At 62.0% G+C, this 26086-nt stretch carries 20 protein-coding genes; 4 read left to right on the forward strand and 16 right to left on the reverse strand.

The features are described from left to right. Positions 1-50: 50 nt before the first annotated feature. From ACQ4WY_RS17760 to xsc (ACQ4WY_RS17810), 11 genes are all read right to left on the reverse strand, one after another. Positions 51-2405 (reverse strand): chitinase C-terminal domain-containing protein, encoded by a 2355-nt coding sequence (locus tag ACQ4WY_RS17760; RefSeq protein ID WP_436505146.1) that lies wholly within the window; start codon positions 2403-2405, stop codon positions 51-53. Between the two features lie 104 nt (positions 2406-2509). Beyond that, positions 2510-3931 (reverse strand): glycoside hydrolase family 19 protein, encoded by a 1422-nt coding sequence (locus ACQ4WY_RS17765; RefSeq protein WP_436505147.1) that lies wholly within the window; start codon positions 3929-3931, stop codon positions 2510-2512. A 340-nt stretch (positions 3932-4271) separates the two neighbouring features. Beyond that, complete coding sequence (gene sorB / locus ACQ4WY_RS17770; RefSeq protein WP_436505148.1) at positions 4272-4892, reverse strand: SorB family sulfite dehydrogenase c-type cytochrome subunit; 621 nt, start codon at positions 4890-4892, stop codon at positions 4272-4274. 10 nt (positions 4893-4902) lie between these two features. After that, positions 4903-6129, reverse strand: coding sequence for a SorA family sulfite dehydrogenase catalytic subunit (sorA, locus tag ACQ4WY_RS17775; protein WP_436505149.1), 1227 nt, complete (start codon positions 6127-6129; stop codon positions 4903-4905). Beyond that, entirely contained in the window at positions 6122-7555 is a 1434-nt protein-coding gene (locus ACQ4WY_RS17780; RefSeq protein ID WP_436505150.1) for an amino acid permease, read from the reverse strand. Before ACQ4WY_RS17780 ends, sorA begins: the two co-directional genes overlap by 8 nt. Positions 7556-7833: 278 nt before the next feature. Then, positions 7834-8628: an ABC transporter permease subunit gene (locus ACQ4WY_RS17785; RefSeq protein WP_353661072.1), complete on the reverse strand. Its 795-nt coding sequence runs from the start codon at positions 8626-8628 to the stop codon at positions 7834-7836. Positions 8629-8707: 79 nt separating this feature from the next. Beyond that, positions 8708-9523 carry a taurine ABC transporter ATP-binding protein gene (locus ACQ4WY_RS17790; RefSeq protein WP_070219220.1) on the reverse strand — a complete coding sequence of 272 codons (816 nt, stop codon included), beginning with the start codon at positions 9521-9523 and terminating at the stop codon, positions 8708-8710. Between the two features lie 84 nt (positions 9524-9607). After that, positions 9608-10672 carry a taurine ABC transporter substrate-binding protein gene (gene tauA, locus ACQ4WY_RS17795; RefSeq protein WP_436505152.1) on the reverse strand — a complete coding sequence of 355 codons (1065 nt, stop codon included), beginning with the start codon at positions 10670-10672 and terminating at the stop codon, positions 9608-9610. Between the two features lie 118 nt (positions 10673-10790). After that, positions 10791-12200, reverse strand: coding sequence for an NAD(P)/FAD-dependent oxidoreductase (locus ACQ4WY_RS17800; RefSeq protein WP_436505444.1), 1410 nt, complete (start codon positions 12198-12200; stop codon positions 10791-10793). Between the two features lie 58 nt (positions 12201-12258). Beyond that, positions 12259-12678 (reverse strand): nuclear transport factor 2 family protein, encoded by a 420-nt coding sequence (locus ACQ4WY_RS17805; protein WP_436505153.1) that lies wholly within the window; start codon positions 12676-12678, stop codon positions 12259-12261. Between the two features lie 194 nt (positions 12679-12872). Next, positions 12873-14678, reverse strand: a complete 1806-nt coding sequence (xsc, locus tag ACQ4WY_RS17810) for a sulfoacetaldehyde acetyltransferase (RefSeq protein WP_436505445.1) — start codon at positions 14676-14678, stop codon at positions 12873-12875. 213 nt (positions 14679-14891) lie between these two features. On the opposite strand from xsc (ACQ4WY_RS17810), the gene ACQ4WY_RS17815 reads away from it, so the two are divergent. From ACQ4WY_RS17815 to ACQ4WY_RS17825, 3 genes are read left to right on the forward strand one after another with little or no spacing between them, the layout of a single operon-like run. Continuing rightward, a complete protein-coding gene (locus tag ACQ4WY_RS17815) occupies positions 14892-15743 on the forward strand; it encodes an IclR family transcriptional regulator (RefSeq protein ID WP_436505154.1) in 852 nt (283 codons plus the stop codon). A 41-nt stretch (positions 15744-15784) separates the two neighbouring features. After that, positions 15785-16759, forward strand: coding sequence for an AAA family ATPase (locus tag ACQ4WY_RS17820; RefSeq protein ID WP_436505155.1), 975 nt, complete (start codon positions 15785-15787; stop codon positions 16757-16759). After that, the gene (locus ACQ4WY_RS17825) at positions 16756-18486 is read left to right on the forward strand and encodes a cobaltochelatase CobT-related protein (RefSeq protein WP_436505156.1); all 1731 of its coding nucleotides are present in this window, start codon (positions 16756-16758) and stop codon (positions 18484-18486) included. Before ACQ4WY_RS17820 ends, ACQ4WY_RS17825 begins: the two co-directional genes overlap by 4 nt. 4 nt (positions 18487-18490) lie before the next feature. Here ACQ4WY_RS17825 and ACQ4WY_RS17830 read toward each other — a convergent pair whose 3' ends face one another. Together ACQ4WY_RS17830 and ACQ4WY_RS17835 are read right to left on the reverse strand one after the other, a co-directional pair. Next, positions 18491-19633 carry an AAA family ATPase gene (locus ACQ4WY_RS17830; RefSeq protein WP_436505157.1) on the reverse strand — a complete coding sequence of 381 codons (1143 nt, stop codon included), beginning with the start codon at positions 19631-19633 and terminating at the stop codon, positions 18491-18493. Further along, positions 19630-20517 carry an RNA ligase family protein gene (locus ACQ4WY_RS17835; protein ID WP_436505158.1) on the reverse strand — a complete coding sequence of 296 codons (888 nt, stop codon included), beginning with the start codon at positions 20515-20517 and terminating at the stop codon, positions 19630-19632. Before ACQ4WY_RS17835 ends, ACQ4WY_RS17830 begins: the two co-directional genes overlap by 4 nt. Before the next feature lie 436 nt (positions 20518-20953). Between ACQ4WY_RS17835 and ACQ4WY_RS17840 the strand changes: the two genes are divergently transcribed. Beyond that, positions 20954-22360, forward strand: a complete 1407-nt coding sequence (locus ACQ4WY_RS17840; protein WP_436505159.1) for an RtcB family protein — start codon at positions 20954-20956, stop codon at positions 22358-22360. Here the strand turns inward: ACQ4WY_RS17840 and ACQ4WY_RS17845 are convergent. The 3 genes from ACQ4WY_RS17845 to xsc (ACQ4WY_RS17855) form a co-directional block, all read right to left on the reverse strand. Next, positions 22357-23133, reverse strand: a complete 777-nt coding sequence (locus tag ACQ4WY_RS17845) for a sulfite exporter TauE/SafE family protein (protein WP_353658065.1) — start codon at positions 23131-23133, stop codon at positions 22357-22359. The genes ACQ4WY_RS17840 and ACQ4WY_RS17845 overlap by 4 nt on opposite strands. Beyond that, positions 23123-24124 (reverse strand): phosphate acetyltransferase, encoded by a 1002-nt coding sequence (pta, locus tag ACQ4WY_RS17850; RefSeq protein ID WP_436505160.1) that lies wholly within the window; start codon positions 24122-24124, stop codon positions 23123-23125. The genes ACQ4WY_RS17845 and pta overlap by 11 nt, the downstream gene beginning before the upstream one ends. Before the next feature lie 111 nt (positions 24125-24235). After that, on the reverse strand, positions 24236-26053 hold the full coding sequence (xsc, locus tag ACQ4WY_RS17855; RefSeq protein WP_436505161.1) for a sulfoacetaldehyde acetyltransferase: 1818 nt from the start codon (positions 26051-26053) through the stop codon (positions 24236-24238). Between the last annotated feature and the right edge of the window lie 33 nt (positions 26054-26086).

The raw sequence follows: 26086 nt of genomic DNA on the forward strand, positions 1-26086 counted from the left end.
AAAAAGGGCGGAACCTCGGTTCCGCCCTTTTACTTTACGGCATCACCAACTTACGGCAAGGCCACCGGCAATTCCGGATACTCCTGCGTCAATGCGTACTTGGTGCCGCCCACGGTGACCGTGTAGTTGGCCGGCCCCGAGATCGGCAGGCGGTAGTTCAGGGTCAGCGCCACGGAACCGCCCGGCGCCAGCGATTGCCAGGCGGGAATCGCAAAGCGGGCCCGGTTGTAGTTCTTCGTGAAGCCGCCGATATTGTTGGGCCCCGTGTAGCCGGCATTAATCACCGTCAAGCCGAAGCCGGACTGGTCGCTCATGTCCGATGGCGCCGAGACGGGATAGTCGAACTCCACCACGGTGCCGCCCGGCAGGGTCGACGTGGTGTTGTTCTTCACCGTCATCACGGGATTGATGGGGAAGTTGTTGTCGCCCAGCTTCCAGCCACCGAGGGTGATGCTGACGTTGGCCGCCGTGCCCGGCATGGCGATTTCGGCGCGCTTGTTTCCATACACGCCCGCCGTGCGGAAGGCCTGGTACAGCACGTCCGTCAGGGTGGTGCCCATGAAATACTCGCCCTTGCCGCCGTTGCGCGTGGCATCCCAGGCATAGTCGCCCGCCATTTCCCAGATCATCACGCCGCCGATATTGTTGTTGACGATGTACTGGGCCTTGGCCGCGATCGACTGCGTGGTTTCCGTGGAAATGAACACTTTCTTGGTCGCATTCCATAGCCACGGCGCCACCATGGTGCTGCTGTAGTACGGCACATACGTGCCCACCAACGCCTTGTCCGTGACTTTATAGGCGTCCAGGTAGCTCGGCACGATACCGTTCTGCAAGTTCAGCGCATGCCAGATGGGGTTGCCGCCGCCTGGCGTCGGCTTGCCTTGCGTATCGAGGTCATACCATACGTTGTCGATGCCGGTGGCGCCCGTGCCGCACGTCTTGGTACCGGCGCAGGTGACCGTGGAACTGATCAGTGGCGTCGTGCCCCACAAGCCGTTGGTGCCACCCGTGACATCCTTCCAACCCCGCGTGTAGAACGGCACGCCGATATTGATGCGTCCCGCCTGCATGGCGCCCCGGTAATAGCGGTAGGCCCAGTCCGTGTTCAGGTAGCCGATGTTCTGGTACTGGTAGGCATTGCCGGCACGCAATTCACCGTCGTTGCCGTCGTCAAACAGCGCCGCGTTCGGTCCCACATACTGGTTCCACGCGCCGTGCAAGTCGTAACTCATCAGGCTGGCGTAATCGAGATATTTCAATCCCGACATGTTTTCCTCGCCACGCAAGACCCAGCCCGAGGCGGAACCGGCGATGGTGAGCAGATAGTATTTATTATCCTGCACGGCCGCTTCGTCGAGCTTCTGGCGCAGCACTTTCAGCAGCACGTTGTAGCTCGTCATCAGGCCGGCGAGGCGCGGTTTCGAGGCGGCGAAGTCGTTCGGATTGCCCGCTTCATTGTTGGTGGTCGGGTGTTCGTAATCGACATCGACGCCGTCGAAGAAGTTGTACTGGCGCACGAACGCCACCATGGAGTCGGCCAGGGTGTTGATGCCGGCCGTGTTGATGCTGCCGTCCGCGTTCGTCGTGGCCGTGTAAAAGCCGCCGCTGCCGGCCCAGCCGCCCACGGAAATCATCAGTTTGACGCCCGGATACTTCTTCTTGTATTGCGACAGCAAGTTGAAGTGCCCCTTGTACGGCAAGGACGGGTCCATGGCCGCCGCCGGCACGTTGGGCCACGTGAGGCCCGTATCGGGATTGGCAGCGCCGCTGCCGATGGCGATTTTCGAGGTGGCCGGATCGACGGAAGCAAACGCATAGTTCAGGTGGGTGATCTTGTCCCACGGCAGGTTGTTCACCAGATAGGTAGGACTGCCATCGACGCCCGTACGCCAGCTGGCGAAATAGCCGACGATGCGCCGGTTCAAGCCATTGCCCAGCACTTCGCGGCCATTCGCGTCGTAAACCTTGCAATACGGCACATTCGGCACGGCCGAGATCAAGCCATCGGGACGGCAAGCCGTGGGGGGCGGCGTCGGCGTCGGCGTCGGGGTTGGCGTTGGTGTCGGGGTTGGCGTTGGCGTTGGCGTCGGTGTCGGTGTCGGTGTCGGCGTTGGTGTCGGGGTCGGTGTTGGCGTCGGTGTTGGCGTATCCGTCACGGCCCACGGGCCCCACTGGTCGGTAGCGCTGGGGACATTGCCCTGCGTCCACCACTTGGCCTTGTAGGTAACGCCCTGGTAAAGCACGCACTGGCCGCCCGTGTAGACGGTGGCGGCATCCCAGACGGCGCACGCTTCCACGGCGGCGAGCAAGGTGTTTGGCGTGGCGGTCGTGCCTTCCTGGCCGCCGCCGCAAGCGACGAGCACGCCGCTGAGCAGGGCCATCAATAATGCATTCGATTTCATGTCGTGTCTGTCTCCGTTATGGTTATACATCGCGAGCTTGTTGCAGGCCCCTCGAGGGGCTCTTGTCAACTGTTATCCCTGGCCGGCTATTCCTGCATTTACTGCTACTGCAACTTCACATTCCAGTTGGCTTCCACGCATTTCACGTAGTTCCCGGCCAGCAAGGCGCTGTACGGGGTTTGATAGCTGACCAGCTGGCATTGATTGTCGCCACCAGCGCTCCAGTTCTTTTCCCAATAGATGTTGTAGGACGCGGAACTGGCCGGGGTGAAGCGCTGCATGTTGGCGCAAGACAATTGTTCGCCGGAATAATCCCAGCCCATGTCGGCGGCAAACTGCTTGTAGTAATCGATGCGGTTTTGCGCAGCCTGTTTTTCCGTGCCCTGCCCGCATTCGGCATTGATGATCATGATGGTGGTGGCAAAGTTATTGCCCGCGCCCGCCGTCGTATCGGCCGCGTTCGGCACCCACGTGCCGTCGAGCACATGCAGCATCGACGGCTTCGGCGGTTGCGGATAGACAAAGAAGAACGTGGCCGACGCCAGGTTCAGCCAGGTCGATGCCACCAGGTCCGGGTTCTTCAGCAGGATGGATTGATCGCCGTCATGCATGGCTTGCGAGAAGGGACCGTAGTTGTAGTTGTACGACAGCTGCTTGGCGCCGCGGCCGAAATACTTCTTGAAGCTGCCATCCGCATTCTTGCCGCAGGTCCACACCTTATTGAAGACGGGGTCGGCGCACTCGATGTTGTAGCCGCAGCCGGCGCCCGTCTCGTCGCAGCCCAGTTCGCGCAAATACTTCAAGCCCTGGCGCCATTGCGGCAGCGGGCTGCTGGCGTTATGGTCGCCCGTTTCCTGTCCGAAGTGGGCGAACATGGTGGCCAGGCTGTGGCGGCAGATGGCGTCCGCATTGCGCCCGTCGCTGTAGTCATCGCACACGGCGGGGAACTTGGCCACGGCCTGCAGGAAGCGCTGGTAGGTGTAGCTGGCGTCGCGCGCAGCAAAATAGTAATCCCACTTCGCCGCCGGCAGCAGGCGTTCGACGCGCTTGACGTTGAGCGGATTGCCGGCCAGGCCAGGCTGCACGGCCTCGACGGCCGTATTACCCAGGGTGCGGATCGAGGCCTTGACCTTGCGGAAGAAATCGTTATTCGTCAGCGCCGCCTCGTTCGCCTCGGCCTGGGCCTTGGTGGGAATGCCGGGCGTTGGCGTTGGCGTGGGTGTCGGTGTCGGCGTTGGAGTGGGCGTGGTCGTATCGAGGCTCCACGGTCCCCACTGGTCGTTGTTCGGCGCCGTGCCCTGCACCCACCATTTGGCCCGATACACCTTGCCGTCATACACGGCGCACTGCCCCGCCGTGTAGACGGCAGCGGCGCTCCAGGCCGCGCAATTATCGCTGGCGGCCGAGGCGGCCAGCAGGGTCGATGGGGGTTCGGTGGTGGAGTTGCCGCCGCAAGCGAGCAGCGCGCTGCCCAGCAGGCCAGCCATCAAAGGCGAGGCCAGCCGGCTAATTTGCCGTGTCTTCACAATGTCTCCTGAACGTTATACGAAAACTATCGAAGTAGCTTTTTATGTTGTACGTAAAGAAAGCACAGCGAAGCGTCGGCTTTCTGCACAGAGAATGCGACGCCCAAAATTGGTAGTCAAGTGGTTTTATATAACGGTGTTTTTTACAGTACCAGTGCTGGCGATCACTACATAGCCAAGCGATGCGGCGGCGAATGGGGAAGGTAAAAAAAAGCCCGCTGCATGAGGGCAGCGGGCAATACCGCGCAGTATGCGTGGCAGCAAGTGGTATTACAGGTTTGCCGCGCGTCGGTCACGCAAAGGTGCGCCTTCGCGCGGCAAACCGGCGATAAGGACGAACTTATCTGTTCAGCACATACTTCGCCAGGCTCGCCGCCTCGGCTACACTGAGCTGACTGTAGGGCGGCATGGGCACGGGCCCCCATTTGCCAGCGCCGCCGCTGCGGATGTTGGCCGCCACGGCAGAGACACCGTCCTTGCCCTTGTATCTGGCTGCCACTTCCGCAAAGCCGGGGCCGACCACCTTCTGGTCGAGGGCGTGGCATGCCATGCAGCCATTCGCCGCCAGCAAGGTTTTGACATCCTTGCCGCTGGCGGCCGGGACAGCGGCTGCCACGGGTTTGGCGATGGCGGCGACAGGTACTGCGGCGCCCCGCTCCACGCCATAGGTTTTCACCAGATAATCGACCATGGCCGGCATGTCCGCGTCGTCAAACTGCGCGCCGAACGGTTTTTTCATCTTCTTGACGGTCGCTTCCCAGTAGGCGCGCGGCGAGGCAGGCGGCTGGCTCGATGCATACTGGGCCGCGTGGCACGTCATGCAGTTGCGCTGCACCAGCAGGTAGCCGGGCAATTCGCTGGGTTTATAGGTCGCCGTTTCCGGCGGCAAATGGATTTCCAGCGCGCACGCACCGCCCACCGCCGCCAGTGCCAGCGCGGCAATCAATATTTTCATTCGCATGTGAATCTCCTCAGACTGCCTGGATGCGCGTGGTTTCCACCACGTTGCGCATATAACCCATGGGATTCCACAGGGCTTTCATCGGCTGGCTCTGGCCGATGCGGTTGACGGCACGCACCATCAGCACATGCTTGCCCTTGCGCGGCGCTTTCAGGGTCATCGTCCACTCGCGGAACGAGAAGCGTCCCAGGTCCTTGCCCAGGGTGGCTTCCTGCCAGCTCTGACCGCCGTCAGACGACACGGCTACCTCGCTGATGCCATGGCCGCTGTCGAAGGCGATGCCGCGCAAGGTCAGGTCGCGCCCCGCCTTGACTTGCGCGCCGTCCTGCACGCTGGTAATGAAAGAGCGCACGTTGAGGCGGCTGATCGGCGTCGTCTTGCCCACGGGCGCGCCCGGCTCGATGAAACCGGAGCCATTGTCGGGAATGCGGTAGCCCGTGCTCATCCAGAAACCGTCGAATGGCTTGTCGAGCACGGTAATATCGCTCAGGTGCTTGACCCAGTAGGTGCCGTAATAGCCGGGCACGATCAGGCGCAGCGGATAGCCGTTGAGGAAAGGGATGTCCTCGCCATTCATGGCCCAGGCCAGCATGACGTCACCGGCCATGATGTGCTCGACAGACAAGGCTTTTTGAAAGTCGGGGCCGTCGCCCACGGGCGGCGTTTCCAGGCCATTGAAGGCCACTTGCACGGCGCTGGCCCCGATGCCGGCCTTTTCCAGCACGGTTTTCAGGGGAATCCCCGTCCAGTGGGCATTGCCCATGGCGCCATTGCCCAGCTGCCCGCCATTTGCGCGCGGGGCAAAGAAGCCGCGGCTGTTGCCCGAGCATTGGGTCACGGCCACGACGTCGACGGGCTCGGCCAGCTGTTTCAGTTCGGCCAGCGACAATTCCAAAGGCGTGTTGACGAGGCCACCGATATGCAGGCGGTAGCTGTCTCCGTCTATGCTGGTGGGCAAGCCGCTCCAGTGGTAGCGCACGAAAAACGCGTCGTTGGGGGTAATCGCGCCTTCGCTGAAGACGCTGAACGGCGTTTCCAGCTGGGGCGGGCGGCTGGTCAGCAGGATCAGCGGGCGCTTTTGCGGGAAGGCCACCAGTTCGCGCTCGCCATTTTCAAACGGCAAGGTGATGGAAGCAGCCAAGGATGACCCAGGCCCCGCCACTGCGGCGGCCCCCAGGGCGGCCGTGGTGCGCAGGAAGTGGCGCCGGCCGGCGGGCAACAAGGTCGTGTCAGACATGTTTGAGCTCCACTTTGGTCTCGGCCGTTTCACCGCCGTTGCGGTCATCGTTGACGAGCTTCTTGATGTAGTACATGACGCTCATGATGACCACGCTCAACAGGCCGAACCAGAACGACACGCGCTGCTCCGTATCGGACGACACGCTCATGGCGCCCAAGATCAGCAGCATGGCGATGATGGTGAAATACGTCAGGTAGGGAAACAGCCACATGCGCACCTTGATGCGTTCCGGACATTCGCGTTCCAGGCGGCGGCGCAAACGCAATTGAGATATCGCAATGAGCAAGTAGACAAACAGGATCAGGATGCCGTAGGAATTGACGATGAAGGGGAATACCAGGTCGGCCGACACATACGATACGGCAATGGCGAAATAGGCGAACAAGGTGCTGAACAGGATGGCGCGAATCGGCACGCCGTTCTTGCTCAGCTTGACCAGGCCCGTGGGGGCGTCGCCGCGGCGCGTCAGCGCAAAGATCATGCGCGACGAGGCGTACAGGCTGGAATTCAAGGCCGACAGCACGGCCGTCAAAATGATGGCGTTCATGATGTGGGCCGCATATGGGATGTTCATCACGGTCAGGGCGCTGACGAAAGGCGTGGCGATGGCCGGCGAATCCCAGGGCACGATGCAGACGACGACAAACATGGAACCGACATAAAACATCAGCACGCGCGTGATGACGGAGTTGGTGGCGCGGGCGATGGCCTTGGCCGGGTCCGACGTTTCGGCGGCGGCGATGGTGACGATTTCGGCGCCCGAATAAAAGGCCGTGGCCGCGACGGCGCCACTGAGTACCGGTCCCCAGCCGTGCGGCATGAAGCCGCCGTTGCTGGTCAAAAAGCCCAGGGTCGGGATGCTGTTGGGCAAGCTGCCCGTGATGAACAGGGCGCCCACAAACAGGAAGACGACGATGGCGACCACCTTGATCGAGGCGAACCAGAACTCGAATTCACCAAACGCCTTCACGGAGAACAGGTTCAGGATGGTCATCGATACCAGCAGCACCAGGCTGATCGACCACGAGGGCACATCGGGCAGCCAGAAGTTGACCAGCTTGGCGCCGGCGATGGCTTCCAGGGCGACGACGACGACCCAGAAATACCAGTACATCCAGCCGCTCATGAAGCCGAGGAATTTCGATACTTTCGGCTTGTCGTCGAAGGCCAGGCGCGCGTATTCGTAGAAGGAGCCGACCACGGGCAGGGACGAGGACAGCTCGCCCAGCATGCGCATGATCAGGACGACCAGGCCGCCCGTAAGCAGGAAGGAAAGGATGGCGGCCGGGCCGGCTGCCTTGGCGATGACGCCGCTGCCGACAAAGAGGCCGGCGCCGATCACGCCGCCGATGGCGATCATGCTCATGTGGCGTTGCTTCAGCGAGTGCTGCAAGCCGGTATTATTGTGGTTGTCGCTAATCATGTGTGTCTCCTAGTAATATCTGAAGCTCGGTGCGCCCTGGCCTGCTGCGGCTGTTTTCTGCCGCGCGGCTTTGTTTTATTTAGGCAACACCGTCAAGCAGCATCGATACATCATCAAATCAGTCTGGTTGGCTGCATCCCATAAGTCAATCTGGAAATGCAGCGGCCCGGCGCGGCAGCCAGGGGGCAAGCGCGCTGGAGAATACGTACGGGGTATGGCGAGTTAAAAAAGAGAGTGGCGGCAACACTTATGGCGCCAGCGCCACTCCCGGGAACGTCTTACACCTTGCCCTTCCATGGCACGAGGGTACGTTCGAGGTAACGCATCATCAAATCAAACAGGAAAGCGAAGAAACCGATCACGATGATGCCCATGATCACCACGTCGCTGGCCAGGAACTCGGACGCGCTCAGCACCATGTAGCCGAGGCCGCGCGTGGCCGCCACCATTTCGCCAGCCACCAGGGTGGTCCAGCCCACGCCGATGCCGATGCGCATGCCGGTGAGGATTTCCGGAATCGCGGCACGCAGGATCACGTGCACGATCACCTGGAAGCGGGTGGCGCCCATCGAGTACGCCGCGTGGATTTGCTCCAGCGACACAGAGCTGACGCCGGCGCGGGCCGCGATCGCCATCGGCGCAAAGATGGCCAGGAAGATCAGGTAGACCTTCGAAAACTCGCCGATGCCGAACCAGATGATGACCAGTGGCAAGTAAGCGAGCGGTGGCAGCGGACGGTAGAACTCGATCAAGGGATCGAAGATGCCGCGCGCTACACGGTTGACGCCCATCATCACGCCGACGGGAATGGCGAACAGGCACGCCAGGCCAAAGGCGCCGAACACGCGCACCAGGCTGGCGACCGTGTGTTCCCACAGGGTGGCTCCGCCGAAACCGGTGGTGGCCGCCATGATGAATTTTTCGTAGACGGCTTGCGGCGACGGCAGGAACAGGGGTTTCACCATGCCGCTGGCCGTCACGGCGAACCACAGCAACAGCACGGCGATGACGGTGACGGTGGCGATGCGGCTGGAATTGCCCTGCCCCGGCGCGCCGAACGCTTCGCCGGGCATGGCGCAGCGGGGAGCGAACAGGCGCGAAAAAAAGCCGGCGCGCTTGGCGGTGGTGGGAGGAAATCCCACGACGGATGGGCTATGCATGGGACACCTCCAGCTCTTTATTGACTGCGCGCTCGTCACCATAAATGATGTTGAGCACTGTTTCACGCATCTTGATGAAGTCCGGGCTCGATTTCACGGCGCGCGCATCGCGGCACTCGAGGAAGCGCTTGTTGAAATCGAGTTCATACGTGTGCGTGATGCGGCCCGGACGGGGCGACATGACGATCAGCCGGTTCGCCAGGAACAGCGCCTCGTCGACGCTATGGGTAATGAAGAAGAACATGGTGCTGGACTTGGCCCAGATATCGAGCAGCAATTCCTGGATGGTTTCGCGGGTCAGCGCATCGAGCGCCGCCATCGGTTCATCCATCAGCAGCATGGCGGGATTGCTGGTCAGGGCGCGGGCGATGCCCACCCGCTGCTGCATGCCGCCCGACAATTGATAAATCATATTGTCGTGAAAGTCCTTCAAGCCGACCAGCGCCAGGTTTTTCGCTGCCTGTTCGCGCCGCACGGCTTTCGGCACGCCTTGCAGTTTCAAGCCGAATTCCACGTTTTCCATCACGTTCAGCCACGGCAACAAGGCATGTTTCTGGAACACCACGCCACGGTCGGCGCCCGGCCCTTCCACTTTATTGTCGCCCAACATGATCTCGCCCTTGGACGGAGCGATAAAGCCCGCCATCAGGCTCAGCAAGGTCGTCTTGCCGCAGCCCGAGGCGCCCAGCGCGACGACGAAGTCGCCGCTGTTGATGGTGAGATTGATATTATTTAAGGCATGTACGCGTTCACCGGCCGTTTTGCCCGGATAAATTACGCTGACATCCTTGACGTAGAGATTTTCCATCATGTGCCCCGCATAGGTGTATTCACTTCAGTTCAACGCATTCTGTTCAGTCAGCGCGCCCGCAGGCGCGCCATCGCACAACGTTTACTTCAGCAGGCCGGCGGCCTGTGCATATTTGGGTGTCACATATTTGGCGTAATCGCTTGCCAGGGTGTCGATCTTGCCTTCGCCCTTCAGGAATTGCGCCGTGGCCAGCAAGGCTTGCGCCACGCCGCCCTTCGCGCCGCCACCGAGCCAGGCCGGCGAAGCCTGTTCCTGCAGCGATGGGTAAGCGTACAGGGCCACGGAAGCGGCTACGTCCTTGGCGGCCGCGCCAGAATGCTTGACGTTGGCTTTCACTTGCGGCGAATCGATGGTCCACGCCTTCGGATTGGCGCGGTAGTCGGCGTCGGCGACGGCCATTACCTTGACGAACTTGGCCATGAAATCGGCGTTCGCTTCGCCCCAGGCGCGCTCGACGGCCATGCCGTCAAACGTGGCCTTGCCCTTCTTGCTCAGCTCACCGGACGTGACGAGTACCTTGCCGTTTTGCTTGAGTTTGCTCAAGGCTGGATCCCACACGAAGGCGGCGTCGATGTCGCCCCGTTCCCAGGCGGCGGCGATCTGGTTCGGCTGCATGTTGAGCAATTTCACTTCCGTGGGCTTGATGCCCCACGTTTCCAGCGCGAACATGGTGTGGAAGTGCGTGGTGGAAACAAACGGCACGGCGATCTTCTTGCCGCGTAAATCCGTGGGCTTGGTGATGCCGGCGCCATTGCGAGCCACCATCGCTTCGGCTTCATTGATGTCGTCGATGATCCAGAACAGTTGCAGATCGACGCCGCGGCTGACGGCCGCCGTCAGGGGGCTGGAACCGATGACGCCGATCTGCACGTCGCCGGAAGCCATGCCGGTGGCCACCTTGGCGCCCGAGTCGAACTTGCGCCAGTTGATTTTATAGCCGGTGGTTTTCTCCACTTCGCCGCTGGCGATCGCCACCAGGAAGGGACCGTTGATTTCCTGGTAGGCAATCGTCACTTCCTTGCCTTGCGCAAAGGCGGTACCGCCGGAGGCAAGGGTAACGCCCAGCACCAGGGTGCCGAGGACGGCGCGGCGCATCGTTGAAAAAACCGTGTTTTTGCTCGGGGTTTTGCTCGTATTCGTGTTCATGTCTCACTCCAAGATTTATTGTTATGTGTGAACGTGCGGGCAATCTCATCCATTGCGGGAGGCACCGCTGGCCGGTCTGATGCCAGCTCATGCGGCGACTTGAACTACAGTGCTACTTTTAGAAAACTTCATCCTTCAAGTGATACCAGCGGTACAGGAAGCGCTGGCCCAGGCGGCGGAACGGGGCGAACGCTTGCGACTCGACCAGTTCCATCATGTTGGGATACGGCAGTTTCGAATTGAAGATCGGCAAACCCGTGTCGCTGGCCTTGCCGGCGATGCGTTCGGCCATACGCCGGCCTGCCTGCGCCGAATACATGACGCCGTTGCCGCCGTAACCGAGCGAATAGAAGATCGATTGCTTCGGGTCCGGTTGCACGATGCGCGGCATCATGTCGTGACTGACGTCGACCCAGCCCCACCACGAATAATCGATGGCGATGCCCGTCAGTGCGGGGAACTTGCGGTACAGATCGTTGATCAAAAACTGTTTGTACTTGTCGTCCGGCGCGTCGGCGCCCGTGATGGCGCTGCGGCTGCCGATCTGCACGCGGTTATCCGGCATCAAGCGGTAATAGTGGCGCAAGATACGCGTATCGGTGATCACCTGGTGGGTGCGGAAGTTGCACGCCTCGATTTCCGCCGTGGTCAATGGACGCGTGACGAGCGAGTTCGACAAAATCGGCAGCAGGCGGTTCTTCACTTGCGGATGCAGATGGGGCGAGGTGTAGCCGCCCGTGGCCACGGCCACGGATCGGGCGCGCACCACGCCGCCCGGCGTTTGCAGATAATGCACGCCGTTGCGCGTTTCCCAGCCCATCACGGGGCTCGATGGATGCACCTTGGCGCCCAGCGCGCGCGCCTTGCGCAGGTAGCCGAAAGCCAGCTTGCCCGCGTGGATGCCGATGCCTTCCGGCTCGTGCAGCGCGCCGGCCGCTTCCTTGTCATCGACGAATTCGCGCTTGACGGTGTCGGCGTCGAGGATGCGGGCATCGTACTTGAAGATCTCGCGCATGATCTTGGCTTCTTTTTCCAGCGCAGGCATGGCTTTCGCCTTGTGGGCGATGTACAGGTGGCCGCCCGGCTGCGGGTCGCAATCGATGTCGGCCGTGATCTTCTTGAACGTTTCCATCGCGTCGCACACTTCCGCGTGCAGTTTCAGGGCCGTGTCCAGCCCATAGCGGTCTATCCACTGCGAGCGCTTCAGGCGGCCCGTCGTGCATTGGGCCTGGCCGCCATTGCGCGTGCTGCAGCCCCAGCTGACGCGGTTTGCTTCCAGCACGGTGGCCTTGATGCCGTGTTCCTGGGCCAGAAAGATGGCGCAGGAGAGACCGGTAAAACCCGAGCCGATGATGGCCACATCGACGTCGATGTCATGCGTGATGGGGCCATCGTCGGCAGGCGGCTCGCCGGCCGTGCCGATCCAGTAGGTGGGCGCGTAGGCATTGCCGTGGCCGGGACGCTGGGCCACCAGCGGATCGAAGGCGGGATCGTACGGCGTGCGGGCGGCGGTGCTGTTGCTGCCCATTACGCCAGGCGGGGTGTCGACAGGTTTGTTCATGGTCATTCCTGGTGAACGTGCTGGCTTAGGCGGCTCTGTTGGCGGTAGCGACGGGTGGGCGATCCTTGCGGAAGGCATTCTTCACGGCGATCTTGCCGTCGCGGAAAGTGAAGATGTCGACCATGCGCGCTTCGATGCGCGTGCCATCCGCCTTGGTGCCGGCAAAGGTCGACTCCGTCACGCCCCGTTCGCCGCTGACAAAATGCACGGGGTTGAGCCAGGCGGCGTCGGGGAAGGTTTGCCAGGCCAGCTCGAAGCCGGCGCGCACGGCGTCGCGGCCAATAAAACTCTTGCCCAGCAAGTCAGGGCCGGCCACGGCATGGAATTCGCAGTCGTCCGCCATGGCGCCCATCAGGGCCTCGATATCGTGGCGGTTCCAGGCATCGCCGAACGCTTGCAGGAAATCAGTAGTAACGGCGTCGGTGTGCGGTACAGGGTGGTTCATGGTTGTCTCCGTAAATCGTTTTTGATACGCTACGTTCCGTTTTTTGTCTTTTATTGAATTTAAGCCTTAAGCATGGCCTTGTCAAATCAAATAATTCAAAAAACGGGACGCCTCGTATTCTTTAATGAAATTATGATACTTTCGTGACAATCTGTGAGAATTTGGTCACAGGCCACCCTCACAGGCTGGCTGACTTATACGTAGTCTTTGTACTTGTCCAGGTGACGGATCGGTTTGCTCAGCGCATCGCGGCGGAACGGGTCGCCCAGCTCGCGCGTGCACATGATTTCGATGATGGTGGTCTTGCCTTCATTCATCTGCATATCGATGGCTTTCTTCAAGGCCGGCCCCACGTCTTCCAGCTTGTCGACCGTGATGCCTTCGGCGCCCATGGCCCGCGCAATTTCCGCGAAGCTCTGGTTGTCCAGCTCGCCGGCGACGAAACGGCGGTTATAGAAATCGACCTGGTTTTTCTTTTCCGCGCCCCACTGGCGGTTGTGGAACACCACGGCCGTCACGGGAATGTTGTGGCGCACGCAGGTCATCGTTTCCATCAAACTCATGCCCCAGGCGCCATCGCCCGCATACGACACGGCCGGACGGTGCGGTGCGGCAACCTTGGCGCCGATGATGGTTGGAAACGCATAGCCGCAGTTGCCAAAGCTCATCGCCGCAAAGAAGCTGCGCGGCTTTTCAAAGCGCAGATAGCTGTTCGCCACCGAGTTGATGTTGCCGATGTCGGTCGACACCATTACGTCTTCCGGCATGGCTTTTTCCAGCTCGCGCAAGACCTGGCGCGGGTGCAGGTAGCTGCCCGGCTCTTTCTTTTGCTCTTCGATCATGTCCAGGCTGTACGCATCCTTCTCGTGCGTCCAGTTGGTCAGCTCCTCTTCCCACGCGGCCTTTTCCGCTTGCACGGTGGCATAGCGCTCGTCGCGCGTCGCGTCGCAATCGAGGCTCTTGCCGTCCAGGCGGGCCAGGATGGCTTTCGCGGCCGCCTTGGCGTCGCCGCAGATGCCCACCGAGATTTTCTTGACCAGACCCAGCATCTTGTTGTCCGCATCGATCTGGATGATCTTGGCGTTTTTCGGCCAGTAATCCATGCCGTGCTGCGGCAAGGTGCCGAATGGTCCCAGGCGCGAACCGAGGGCCACGACGACGTCGGCCTTGGCGATCAGTTTCATGGCCGCTTTCGAACCTTGATAGCCCAATGGACCGCACCACAGCGGGTGGCTGGCGGGGAACGAGTCGTTATGCAGATAGCTGTTGACGACGGGCGCACCGAGGCGCTCGGCCAGCGCCTTGCACTCTTCAATCGCTTCGCCCATGACGACACCGCCGCCCGAGATGATGACGGGGAACTTGGCTTTCGCCAGGAGCTCCGCCGCATCATTGAGGCTTTGCTCGCCGCCGGCGCCACGGTCCAGGCGGTTCGGTTGTGGAATCTCGGCCTTGATTTCGCCATAAAAATAGTCGCGCGGGATGTTCAGTTGCGTCGGGCCCATTTCCGACATGGCGCGGTCAAAGCAGCGGCCCGTGAATTCCGCCATGCGGGCCGGGTTCGTCACGTGGCCCTGGTATTTGGTGAATTCCTCGAACATCGGCAACTGGTTCGCTTCCTGGAAACCGCCCAGGCCCATGCTCATCGTGCCCGTCTCAGGGGTAATGATCACGACCGGGGTGTGCGCCCAGTAGGCGGCGGCGATGGCGGTGACGCAATTGCTGATGCCAGGGCCGTTCTGACCGATAACGACGCCGTGGCGGCCCGAGACGCGGGCATAGCCGTCGGCCATGTGGCCGGCGCCCTGCTCGTGCACGACGGGAATCAAGCGGATGCCGGCGGGGGCGAAGATATCCATCGGGTCCATGAAGGCCGAGCCCATGATGCCGAACATGTCGGTCACGCCATTAGCGGCCAGGGTTTCCACGAACGCTTCGGAAGGCGTCATCTTTTGCGGGCCTACAGGTATCACAGCGGCGGCGGCTTTTTGGTCGGTCATGTCATTCATGGGTGTCTCCTGGTCTGTAGTGATTGAGGCTGTTGAAATGATCAACTAATTTATCAAAAATCGGTATTTTTTGTTCCGAAATTTGATATACAATTCAATTTAAGCGTTCAGCATTCAAAAGTCAAACAGAATTTCAAGGAAACGGTACAATTTGAGTTCGAAAATGAAATAACACACCGATACCACACCGAGGCCACCATGGACATGATTTCATCCCCAAAACTTGAGCCGGAAAAACTGGAAGGCGACACGCCCACGATGCGTTTGTTTGCCTTGCTGGAAGTGATTGCCGAGAAAGACCAGTTGCTGTCGCTGCAAGCGCTGGTGGAAGAAACGGGCCTGCCGAAGCCCACCCTGCACCGCATGCTGCAACAACTGGAAAGCGTAGGCGTGCTGCAGCGCGAAAGCGATGGCCGCCACTACAGCACGGGCGTGCGCCTGCGCCGCCTGGCCTCAAACCTGCTGATTAACAATACTTTCCATGGCGCCCGCCGCATGGTCTTGCGCCAGCTGGTCGAGGAAGTGGGCGAAAGCTGCAACCTGACGGCCTTCAGCGGCAGCGAAGTGGTTTACCTGGACCGGGTGGAAACGGCGGCCCCGCTGCGCTTCTATCTGCACCCCGGTTCGAGGGTACCGGCCCACTGCTCGTCGAGCGGCAAGCTGTTCCTGGCGCAAATGACGCCCGTGCAACGGCGCCGCCTGCTGGGCCATATGGAATTGACGCGCTTTACGGACAAGACGGAAACGGACCCCGTCAAACTGGAACGCGAACTGGAACTGGTGCGCCGCAACGGCTATGCGCTGGACGACGAGGAATTCCTGCCCGGCCTGCTGTGCGTGGCCGTGCTGGTGCCCAACCCGAACGGCCGCTCGAACCTGGCCGTGGCGATCCAGGCGCCCATCATCCGTTTGACGCATGACAAGGCTTTACATTTCTTGCCAGCATTGCAGCGCGCCGCGCAAGCCCTGGCCGCCATCGAATCGGAAACCATGCCGACGACGGGCGGGGACGACGACGCCGCATTACAAGCCGCTCATTCGGCTGGCAATTCATAACCGCTGCGGCATCCATGCTGCGGCTAGACCAGGAGAACAAGGTGCCAGATTCACGCCAACATCCCCCCGCCGCAGCGGCGCAAACCTTACAGTCCGTGCGCAGCCTGTTCAATATCGACAGCGACCTGCTCGTGCCCGTCTTCACGGAGCGCGACCCGCACGTGCCCGACATCGACCCCGCCTACCGCTTCAACAAGGATGTGACCCTGGCGATTTTGGCCGGCTTCAGCCACAACCGCCGCGTGATGGTGCAAGGCTTGCACGGCACGGGCAAGTCCACGCATATCGAGCAGGTGGCGGCGCGCCTGAACTGGCCTTGCGTGCGCGTCAACCTCGACGGCCACATCAGCCGCCTGGATCTTGTCGGCAAGGACGCCATCGTGCTGCGCGAGCAGCAGCAGGTGACGGAATTCCAGGAAGGCATCGTGCCCTGGTCATTGCAGCGCCCCGTGGCACTGATCTTCGACGAGTACGACGCGGGCCGCCCCGACGTGATGTTCGTCATCCAGCGCATCCTCGAGCGCGACGGCAAGTTCACCCTGCTGGACCAGAACCGGGTCATCACGCCGCATCCCCACTTCCGTTTGTTCGCCACCTCGAACACGGTGGGACTCGGCAACTTGAACGGCATGTACCATGGCACGCAAGTGCTCAATCACGCGCAGATCGACCGCTGGAACATCGTTGCCACCTTGAACTATCTGCCGCAGGCGGAAGAAACGGAGATCGTGCTGGCGCGTGTCCCCGCCATGAATGACGAGGTGGGCCGCCAGCTGGCAAGCAGCATGGTGGCCGTGGCCAGCCTCACGCGCCACGGTTATGCGGCGGGCGACCTGGCCTGTTTGATGTCGCCGCGCACGGTCATTACCTGGGCGGAAAATTGCCAGATCTTCCGCGACCCGGCGCTGGCCTTCCGTCTGTCCTTCCTCAACAAATGCGACGAGGCCGAACGGCCCATGGTGGCCGAGTATTACCAGCGCTGTTTCAACGAGGAATTGCTGGCGAGCCAGGCATGAGTACGGAAGCGACCGCACCAGCCCCCTACACGCGCGAACAGCAGGAAACGGATGAACTGTGCGCGGGCACCATCCGCGCGCTGAGCGGAGTTTCCGCCATCCGCTACCGGGGCCGGCGCCTGCACGACGGCCACCGCCCCCTACCCATCCATGCGGCCCATCTGCAGCCCGATGCGGCGCTGCAGGATTTTCCCTCGCTGCGCGGCGCGGCCGACAGCGTGGCCCTGCGCCTGCTGCACACGGACGCGGCCTTGCACAAGTCCTTCTGCCCGCCAGAACCCGTGGCGCGTCTGGTGTTCGAGCTGCTGGAGCAGTTAAGAGTGGAAACGCTTGCGCCAGATCAACATGCCGGTGTGATCAGCAACCTGCGCCACCGTTTTACTGCCTGGTCGCACGCGTTTTACGATTCCGGCCTGGCCGAAGGCGCTTCGGGCTTGCTGCTGTACACGGTATTCCAGATGTGCTGGTCGCGCCTGACGGCCCGGCCCGTGCTGGAAAAGACGGAAGATTTCATCGAGGCCACGCGCTGGTCCGTTTCTTCGCAACTAAGTGGCGACCTGGCGGGCTTGCGCCGCCACCGATTGGACCAGTCTGCCTTTGCCCGCCACGCGCTGGCCATTGCCCATGCCGTCGATGCCATGCTGAAAGAGGCGCAGGAGGCGCGCGATGGCAGCCAGGACGACGGAGGCGACGCCAAGGCGCAGGCGGCCTTCAAGCTGCTGCTCGATTTCGACAGCGACAACGACAACCTTCCCGATGCGGCTCCCTTGGGCGAAAGCCGCGCCTTCAGCGATGGCGATGGCGCCTACCGCGCCTACTCCACGGCGTACGACCGTGAGGAAAACGCGGGCGAACTGGTGCGCCGCGCCCTGCTGCTCGAATACCGCGAGCGAATGGATGCGCGCATCGCCAGCCTGGGCATCAACACGGCCCGCCTGGCGCGGCGCTTCACGCAATTGCTGGCCGTGCCCCGGCGCGACGGCTGGTCGTTCGGTGAAGAGGAAGGTTATATCGATGGCCGGCGCCTGGCGCAGCTGATCAGCTCGCCCTCAGAGCGCCGCTTGTTCCGCAAGGAACAATTTTTGCCGCAAGCCGATTGCCTCGTCACCTTTCTCGTCGATTGCTCCGGCTCCATGAAGACGCATGCGGAATCCGTCGCCGTACTGCTCGACATTGTGCTGCGCGCACTGGACCAGGCCGGCGTCGCCACTGAATTGCTGGGTTTTACGACGGGCGCCTGGAACGGGGGACGAGTCAAACGCGACTGGATGCGCGCCCGCTCGCCCGCCACCCCGGGCCGCTTGAACGAACTCGTGCACATGGTCTTCAAGGATGGCGATACCAGCTGGCGCCGCGCACGGCCCGACATCGCGGCCCTGTTAAAGGCTGATTTGTACCGCGAAGGCGTCGATGGCGAAGCCGTGGATTGGGCGTGCAAGCGCATGCTGGCGCGCCAGGAACGGCGGCGCATCCTGCTCGTCGTGTCTGACGGTTGCCCGATGGATACAGCCACGAATCTGGCCAATGACGAGTTTTACCTGGCGCAACATTTAAAACAAGTGGTGGCGCGCCGCGAAGCGCAGGGCGCCGTCGAGATATGCGGGCTGGGACTGGGCCTGGACCTGGGCGCCTATTACAGCAGCAGCCTGGCCACCACCCTGCCCGCCTCGCTGAACAATGCGCTGTTCAGCGAGATCGCGCAGTTGCTCGGGGGCATGAGGCGATAATGCCTCAAGCTACCTCGTAGCGTACCGTGTGCGCTTCCATCGGCAACGGGATTTCCCAATTCCACAGCATCGCTTGCAGCTTCTTGTTACTGAGCGAGGTGTCGCGCTGGCCATTGCGCCGCAGTAATTCCTTGCGCGGCTGCTCCAGGTACACGAGTTCCACCTGCGCGTGGTATTTATAGAGCAGGTTGAGCGTCTTTTCGCGCATCAGTTTTGACAGATGCGTGGCGTTCCACACGAACGGTTCGCCCTTGCGCAACAGTTCGCGTGCCCGCTCTTCCGCATAATCGCCCACCTGCCCTTCGTTCTTGCCATGCTTCAAGCCCAGGGCGATGCGCGCATCATCGAAGGACACGACGGGCAGGCGCGGATGGTGCTTGTCCACCCACGTATTCTTGCCCGACGCGGGCAAGCCCGACATGACGATCACATGCGAACCCGGCTCCTGGAACAGGGAATAGTCGGGATGCGCCTCGGCGCCGCGAAAATATTTGACGCGCGTGTGATCATCGACAAAGACCCGCCGCTGGCCATAGCAGCCTTCCTCGCGCGCCAGCTCACGGAACAGCTCGATGGCGTCGAGTATGCGCTGCGGGTCCGGGCAAATCCTGCCGCGAATATCCGCCTCGGCCAGCATGGCCAGCAGGCGGATATCGACCTGCCACGACAGTTCGCGCACGGTGAACTCGGGCGTCACGCCGCGCCGCGAGGTTTCCAGCGCGAAGAACGGCACCTGGTGCACATTGATCAGGCGACAGATTTCCTCGCGCGCGGCAAACGGCACGTCGCAGTCCCACAGGGCGATGCGCGCATCGAGGGCGCCCTTGCGCGAGTGGCCGGGCTGGCCGATGGCGCCCGTTGCCGGGTCGATCACCGTGGTGCTGCACTTGGCCACGTCGTGCAGCAAGGCGGCCAGGAACAAGATTTCCTGTTCCGCCCGCGTGGCTTGCTGATATTCAAGCATGCCCAGCAGCGATTCCACCACCATCATGGTATGCGTCCACACGTCGCCTTCCGCGTGGTAGACGGGATTTTGCGGCGTCGTCTTCGCCAGTTCCAGCTGCGGGAAAGCAGCCAGGCAGGCGCTAAAGTCGGGCGACTGGCCAGCTGCCGGCACCAGTTGTTGCAGGGTTTTCCAGTTCATCATTTTGTACTCCTTGAGAAGGCAGCCAGTTCGTCTAGCGACTGGCAGGTGTGCAAGCCCAGGCTCTCCCACGTCACCAGTGGCTGCGGCGCGTACAGGTCCACGCCCTCGGCCAGCAGATTCGGGATCAGGGGACGCGTGCTGTGGTGCGAGCCGCTGTCGAGGATGGTTTGCGTAAAGTCGTGCCGCACCAGCTTGTAGCGGGCCAGCACTTGCTCGTCGTCTTCCACTTTCAGGTACAGGCCTTCCGCGTGGTCGGACTTGTCCGTCTGTTTCCAGCACAGGTCCAGCGGCAGGCGCTCGCGCGCCACCACGTTGTCAAACGCATCGCGCCACAGGCGGGACTTGGCCAGCGAATGGCGCAGCAGCTGCCACAACTGCTTGGGCGACGTGGGCATCTTGCCCGCATACAGCACGGGGACGGACAGCACGGGCGAGCCGGCCAGCATGGCGTGGCGGCGCGCCGTCGACAGGAACATTTGGGTACGGCGGCAATACACGTCGAACTCGTTGAAATAATGGGGCAGGCGGTCGTAAAACACGGAATGCTTGCTGTAAGACCATTCGCCAAACAGCACAAATTGATCTTCCAGCAGATGCAGCAAGGCGTGTTCATGCACATGGGCCCACGGTTTGAGCAGGTTGAACTGGCGTTCGCTGCCGCCGCCCGCCAGGTAGTGGCCGCGCGACTGCAGCAGCACCTCGCCCGCATCGCTGAACGACACGGCAGAGTTGGCGCCATCGATTTTTTCCTCGATGACGACGTACTGGCCGGCCAGCTTTTTCAAGGGCATCTGATCGGAGCCGTCGTCGCCATCCTGCAGGCGCGAGCCTTCCAGATGCGGCGTGCGCGGGTATTTGAATAAGGGTAAAGATTGTAAAAACATAGCGTCCCACGCCGCGTTCACCGGGGCGTGTCCATACAGGGTCAGGGGTGCTGACGACGTGTTCGGGCGTGGACGATCGAGACTAGGGTCACGGATACGTGTGCGGAGGAAGCAAAAACAGTGCCGCAGCAATCGGGGGCGTCAACGCGCCGAACGATGCTGCAGAGAGCATTTCGTCAGCGTTAGCAGGTGATGGCGAAGTAGCGAGGCACTTTTGGCTCCAATAAGGAAGAGGTTCGAGAAAGAACGGGGAATATATAGGCTGTTTGCATATTTTGCAAGTGGCTCATCCGTATCGTGCGCACCCTTGTGCGCCCCTCACTTTGCAATCTGCACAAAATTTGCTAAGCTGGCGGCACTTCCTGTCGCTGCTGCGTGGAAAACAAACATGGCCCTTTAAAAAGAGCCGTGCATTCGTTATTTCCGGAGCAGAATCGTGTTTCCCATATCCAGATTACAAAAAGCCCTGCGCCGCCAGGGCATCGCTGTCGCCTATGCCGACGGCATTTATACACTCAGCAATCCGCACGCCCAGGCGTCCGTGCTGCTGCCCCACAACTTTCCCCTCGAGGAAAAAGCCGTGCGCCAACTGATGGAGTTTGCCGCCGTCGCCGTGCCCGGCCAGGATGGCCATGTGTGCAAGGCCTGCGCCACGCCCGACTTTCACCCTGGCAGCATCGCGCCCGTGGGCAGCATCGTCGCCACCAGTCCCGACATGGTGATTCCCGCCATCCCCGGCACGGACATCGCCTGCGGCATGCGCCTGATCACGACGGGCCTGACCTTGGCGCAGTTCGAGGCGCGCAAGCCGCAGCTGTTGAGCAAGCTCAAACATGTGCTGCTGGAAGACGGCCGCAACGTGCCGCTGCGCTCGAAGGCCTTTGCCGCCCTCTTCGACGTGGGGCCGGAAGCGTTCATCGACAGCCTGCACAAGGATGGCATGTGCGGCTTGTGGCCACGGGTCGACAAGGCGCGCTTGCTGCGCGAGCTCGACGATTGCATCGCCCTGCGCGAACTGGGCGGCGGCTTGCGCCATGCGCCCGAAGCGCTGGTGGGCACGCGCGAAGTGATACGCGACCCCAGCCTGGGCACCACGGGATCGGGTAACCATTTCGTGGAAATCCAGCTGGTCGATACTGTCATGGACCGCCACGCCGCGTACCGGCACGGGCTGGTGCCGGGCGAAGTGGTCGTCATGATCCACAGCGGCAGCCGCGACGTGGGCTTTTTCGTCGGCAGCCGCTGGATGGACCGCGCCAAAGAAGCGTGGCCGACAGGCGTGCGCCACCCGCAATCGGGCCTGTACGGCTTGACGGGCGAACTGGCTGGCGAATACATGGACGCCATGGGCGTGGCGTCGCGCTATGCCTGGGTCAACCGCATGGTCCTGGCCGAGCTGGTGCGCGACAGCCTGTCGCAGGTGTATGCGCACGATACCTCGCGCCTGGTGGTGGACGTGCCGCACAACGTCATCTTGCGCGAGCACGGCATGAACATTCACCGCAAGGGCGCCACGCCGGCGCGCGAGGGCGACCTGGCGCTGATCCCCGGTTCCATGGGCGACTATTCCTATGTGGCAACGGGCATGGGCAATCCCGACTGGCTGTGGTCGTGCTCGCATGGCGCGGGGCGCAGCATCCGCCGCCAGGCCATGCGCGCCATGCGGCCCACGGTGGGCGGCGACGAGATGGCCTTCCAGTGCGTGACCCTGCGCGAGGAACGCCGCGTCGAGGAAGCGCCGATGGCGTACAAGAAGATCGGTCCCGTCATCGCCGCGCAGGAGGAAGCGGGCTTGCTGCAATCGGTGGCGCGCCTCAAGCCTTTGCTGACATTCAAGGCTTAGCGCAGCAATTGCGGCACGGCGGCCGCCATCAATGAGATACCGATGGCGGTCAGCACGGCAAACGCGATGCGGCGCATGCCGCGCTGGGCAATCGGTGGCGGGTAGCGCTTGCCGGCCATCGTGGCCAGCACGCCCACGGGCAAGGCCAGCGCGCACAGCAGCAGTACTTTTGCATCGAGCTGGCCCTGGCTGCCCGCCATCAGCGAGCGCCCGCCCGCGCTGATGGCGAACAGGAAAATCAGGCTGTAGCGGATGGTGGTCAAGCTCATTTCCTGGCGGTAAAACTGGTACACGAGCGGTGGCCCGGCCAGCGAAAACAGGCCGGAAAACAGGCCGCCGCACACACCGCTGATGAAAAAGCTTCGCTTGTCGGCCGCGCCCGGTCCGGGCGGCGCCTGCAGCAAGATGCTGACGCCGCCATACACGATGGCCGCGCCCAGCAGCAGCTTCAGCAAGGGCGCATATGCCTGGTCCAGATATCCCAACAACAATACGCCGGCCGCCATGGCCGGCAGCAAGCCGATGCTGGCGGCGCGGATGGCGCGCCAGTCCAGGTGATGCAAGGCGCCCGGCAAGGCCACCAGGCAATTGGCCAGCGACAATAAACTGACGAGGGCTGCCAGCGCGGGCACGGGCGCCAGGCCCAGTCCGCTGGCCACGCCCATGACGATCATGCCCAGGCCAAAGCCCGTGACGGTCTGGAAATACGTGCCCGCCGCCACCACGCCCAGCAGCGCCAGCACGGGCAGGCTGAACAGGAAGTCAGCGTCCACCCTGGGCCTGCACGGCCGTGACCGCAATGACGTTGTAGACGTCGTCGGCGCTGCAACCGCGCGACAAATCGTTGGCGGGCTTGTTCAAGCCTTGCAGCAAGGGGCCGATGGCGACGGCGCCGCCCATGCGCTCGGCCAGCTTGTAGCCGATATTGCCCGCGTCCAGGTTCGGGAACACCAGCACATTCGCGCGGCCGTTCACCACGGAATCCTTGACTTTTCTCTGCGAAATCTCGGCCACGATGGCCGCATCGAGCTGCACGTCGCCATCGATGGCCAGCAGCGGACGCTGGGCCTTGACCCGGTCCGTGGCCGCATGCACCTTGTCGACGGCCGCGTGGTGGGCGCTGCCGCTGGTGGAAAACGACAGCATGGCGACCCGTGGCTCTTCCATCAGCAACGCTTGCGCGCTGTCGGCGGCGGCCATGGCAATGTCGGCCAATTCCTCCGCTTTCGGATCGACGACGAGGGCGCAATCGGAAAAGATGAAACCGCCCTTGAGGCTGTGGAAAGGTTCGCACAGCATCATCAGGAAAAAACTGGACACCAGCTTGAAGGCTGGGTCGACGCCGATGATCTGGATGGCGCTGCGCACCACGTCGGCCGTCGTGTGCACGGCCCCCGCCACGCAACCGTCGGCGTCGCCCAGGCGCACCATCAGGTTGGCGTAGCACAGCGGATCTTGCACGGCGATCCTGGCCTGCTCCACCGTCATGCCTTTGGCCTGGCGCAGCACAAACAATTGCTGGGCATAGTGTTCCGACTCATCGGAAATTGCCGGGTCGACCAGGCGCACGGCGTCCAGGTCCAGCGCATGTTCGCGCGCCAGCGCCAGGATGGCGGCCGGCTTGCCGACGATGGTGATGTGCGCCAGGCCTTCGCTTGCCGCCCGCGCTGCTGCCTGCAGCACGCGTGCATCGTCGCCCTCGCACAAGACGATGTTTTTCGGCACGGCGCGGGCTTGCTCGATGATGCGGTGCAGGGCTTTCATGAGTACTCCAATTCGGTAAAAAAAGTACCGGAACCACGGAAGCAAGCAGATGGTTCCGGCACATAAAACCCGGCGCGATTGCCGGGGTCATACAAGGATCGGGCAGACTGCTTAGACGTAGTCTTTGTACTTGTCCAGGTGACGGATCGGTTTGCTCAGCGCATCGCGGCGGAACGGGTCGCCCAGCTCGCGCGTGCACATGATTTCGATGATGGTCGTCTTGCCTTCATTCATCTGCATGTCGATCGCCTTTTTCAGCGCGGGACCCACGTCTTCCAGCTTGTCGACCGTGATGCCTTCGGCGCCCATGGCCCGCGCGATTTCCGCGAAGCTCTGGTTGTCGAGTTCACCGGCGACGAAACGGCGGTTGTAGAAATCGACCTGGTTTTTCTTTTCCGCGCCCCACTGGCGGTTGTGGAACACCACGGCCGTCACGGGAATGTTGTGGCGCACGCAGGTCATCGTTTCCATCAGGCTCATGCCCCAGGCGCCGTCGCCCGCATACGACACGGCCGGACGGTGCGGTGCGGCAACTTTGGCGCCGATGATGGTTGGAAACGCATAGCCGCAGTTGCCAAAGCTCATCGCCGCAAAGAAGCTGCGCGGCTTTTCAAAGCGCAAATAGCTGTTCGCCACCGAGTTAATGTTGCCGATGTCGGTCGACACCATCACGTCTTCCGGCATGGCTTTTTCCAGCTCGCGCAAGACCTGGCGCGGGTGCAGGTAATTGCCCGGCTCTTTCTTTTGCTCTTCGATCATGTCCAGGCTGTACGCATCTTTCTCGTGCGTCCAGTTGGTCAATTCCTCTTCCCACGCGGCCTTTTCCGCCTGCACGGTGGCATAGCGCTCGTCGCGCGTGGCGTCGCAATCGAGGCTCTTGCCGTCCAGGTGGGCCAGGATGGCTTTCGCGGCCGCCTTGGCGTCGCCGCAGATGCCCACCGAGATTTTCTTGACCAGGCCCAGCATCTTGTTGTCCGCGTCGATCTGGATGATCTTGGCGTTCTTTGGCCAGTAATCCATGCCATGCTGCGGCAAGGTGCCGAACGGGCCCAGGCGCGAACCGAGGGCCACGACAACGTCGGCCTTGGCGATCAGTTTCATGGCCGCTTTTGATCCTTGATAACCAAGCGGACCGCACCACAGCGGGTGGCTGGCGGGGAAGGAATCGTTATGCAGATAGCTGTTGACGACGGGCGCGCCCAGGCGCTCGGCCAGCGCCTTGCACTCTTCAATCGCTTCGCCCATGACGACGCCGCCGCCCGAGATGATCACGGGGAACTTGGCTTTCGCCAGCAGTTCCGCCGCATCATTGAGGCTTTGCTCGCCGCCGGCGCCACGGTCCAGGCGGTTCGGTTGTGGAATCTCGGCCTTGATTTCGCCATAAAAATAGTCGCGCGGGATGTTCAGTTGCGTCGGGCCCATTTCCGACATGGCACGGTCAAAGCAGCGGCCCGTGAATTCCGCCATGCGGGCCGGGTTCGTCACGTGGCCTTGATATTTGGTAAATTCCTCGAACATCGGCAACTGGTTCGCTTCCTGGAAGCCGCCCAGGCCCATGCTCATCGTGCCCGTTTCCGGGGTAATGATCACGACCGGGGTGTGCGCCCAGTAGGCGGCGGCGATGGCGGTGACGCAATTGCTGATGCCGGGGCCGTTCTGGCCGATAACGACGCCATGACGGCCCGAGACGCGGGCATAGCCGTCAGCCATGTGGCCGGCGCCCTGCTCGTGCACGACGGGGATCAATCGGATGCCGGCGGGGGCGAAGATATCCATCGGGTCCATGAAGGCCGAGCCCATGATGCCGAACATGTCGGTCACGCCATTGGCGGCCAGGGTTTCCACGAACGCTTCGGAAGGCGTCATCTTTTGCGGGCCTACAGGTATCACAGCTGCGGCGGCGGCTTTTTGGTCGGACAAATCGGTCATGGCTCAGTCTCCTTACGGTTTTATGAGAAATCG

It is taken from the genome of Janthinobacterium salmonicoloratum, assembly GCF_051380845.1.
In the GTDB taxonomy this organism is placed as follows: domain Bacteria; phylum Pseudomonadota; class Gammaproteobacteria; order Burkholderiales; family Burkholderiaceae_D; genus Janthinobacterium; species Janthinobacterium lividum_F.

Coding starts and splice junctions, on each gene's coding strand:
- ACQ4WY_RS17800 (WP_436505444.1), bottom strand. CDS start 12,200: ATGGGCAGCAACAGCACCGCCGCCCGCACGCCGTACGATCCCGCCTTC.
- sorB (WP_436505148.1), bottom strand. CDS start 4,892: ATGCGAATGAAAATATTGATTGCCGCGCTGGCACTGGCGGCGGTGGGC.
- xsc (WP_436505161.1), bottom strand. CDS start 26,053: ATGACCGATTTGTCCGACCAAAAAGCCGCCGCCGCAGCTGTGATACCT.
- ACQ4WY_RS17830 (WP_436505157.1), bottom strand. CDS start 19,633: ATGATGAACTGGAAAACCCTGCAACAACTGGTGCCGGCAGCTGGCCAG.
- ACQ4WY_RS17760 (WP_436505146.1), bottom strand. CDS start 2,405: ATGAAATCGAATGCATTATTGATGGCCCTGCTCAGCGGCGTGCTCGTC.
- ACQ4WY_RS17825 (WP_436505156.1), top strand. CDS start 16,756: ATGAGTACGGAAGCGACCGCACCAGCCCCCTACACGCGCGAACAGCAG.
- ACQ4WY_RS17835 (WP_436505158.1), bottom strand. CDS start 20,517: ATGTTTTTACAATCTTTACCCTTATTCAAATACCCGCGCACGCCGCAT.
- tauA (WP_436505152.1), bottom strand. CDS start 10,672: ATGAACACGAATACGAGCAAAACCCCGAGCAAAAACACGGTTTTTTCA.
- ACQ4WY_RS17805 (WP_436505153.1), bottom strand. CDS start 12,678: ATGAACCACCCTGTACCGCACACCGACGCCGTTACTACTGATTTCCTG.
- xsc (WP_436505445.1), bottom strand. CDS start 14,678: ATGACCGACCAAAAAGCCGCCGCCGCTGTGATACCTGTAGGCCCGCAA.
- sorA (WP_436505149.1), bottom strand. CDS start 6,129: ATGTCTGACACGACCTTGTTGCCCGCCGGCCGGCGCCACTTCCTGCGC.
- ACQ4WY_RS17790 (WP_070219220.1), bottom strand. CDS start 9,523: ATGGAAAATCTCTACGTCAAGGATGTCAGCGTAATTTATCCGGGCAAA.
- pta (WP_436505160.1), bottom strand. CDS start 24,124: ATGAAAGCCCTGCACCGCATCATCGAGCAAGCCCGCGCCGTGCCGAAA.
- ACQ4WY_RS17785 (WP_353661072.1), bottom strand. CDS start 8,628: ATGCCCGGCGAAGCGTTCGGCGCGCCGGGGCAGGGCAATTCCAGCCGC.
- ACQ4WY_RS17780 (WP_436505150.1), bottom strand. CDS start 7,555: ATGATTAGCGACAACCACAATAATACCGGCTTGCAGCACTCGCTGAAG.
- ACQ4WY_RS17815 (WP_436505154.1), top strand. CDS start 14,892: ATGATTTCATCCCCAAAACTTGAGCCGGAAAAACTGGAAGGCGACACG.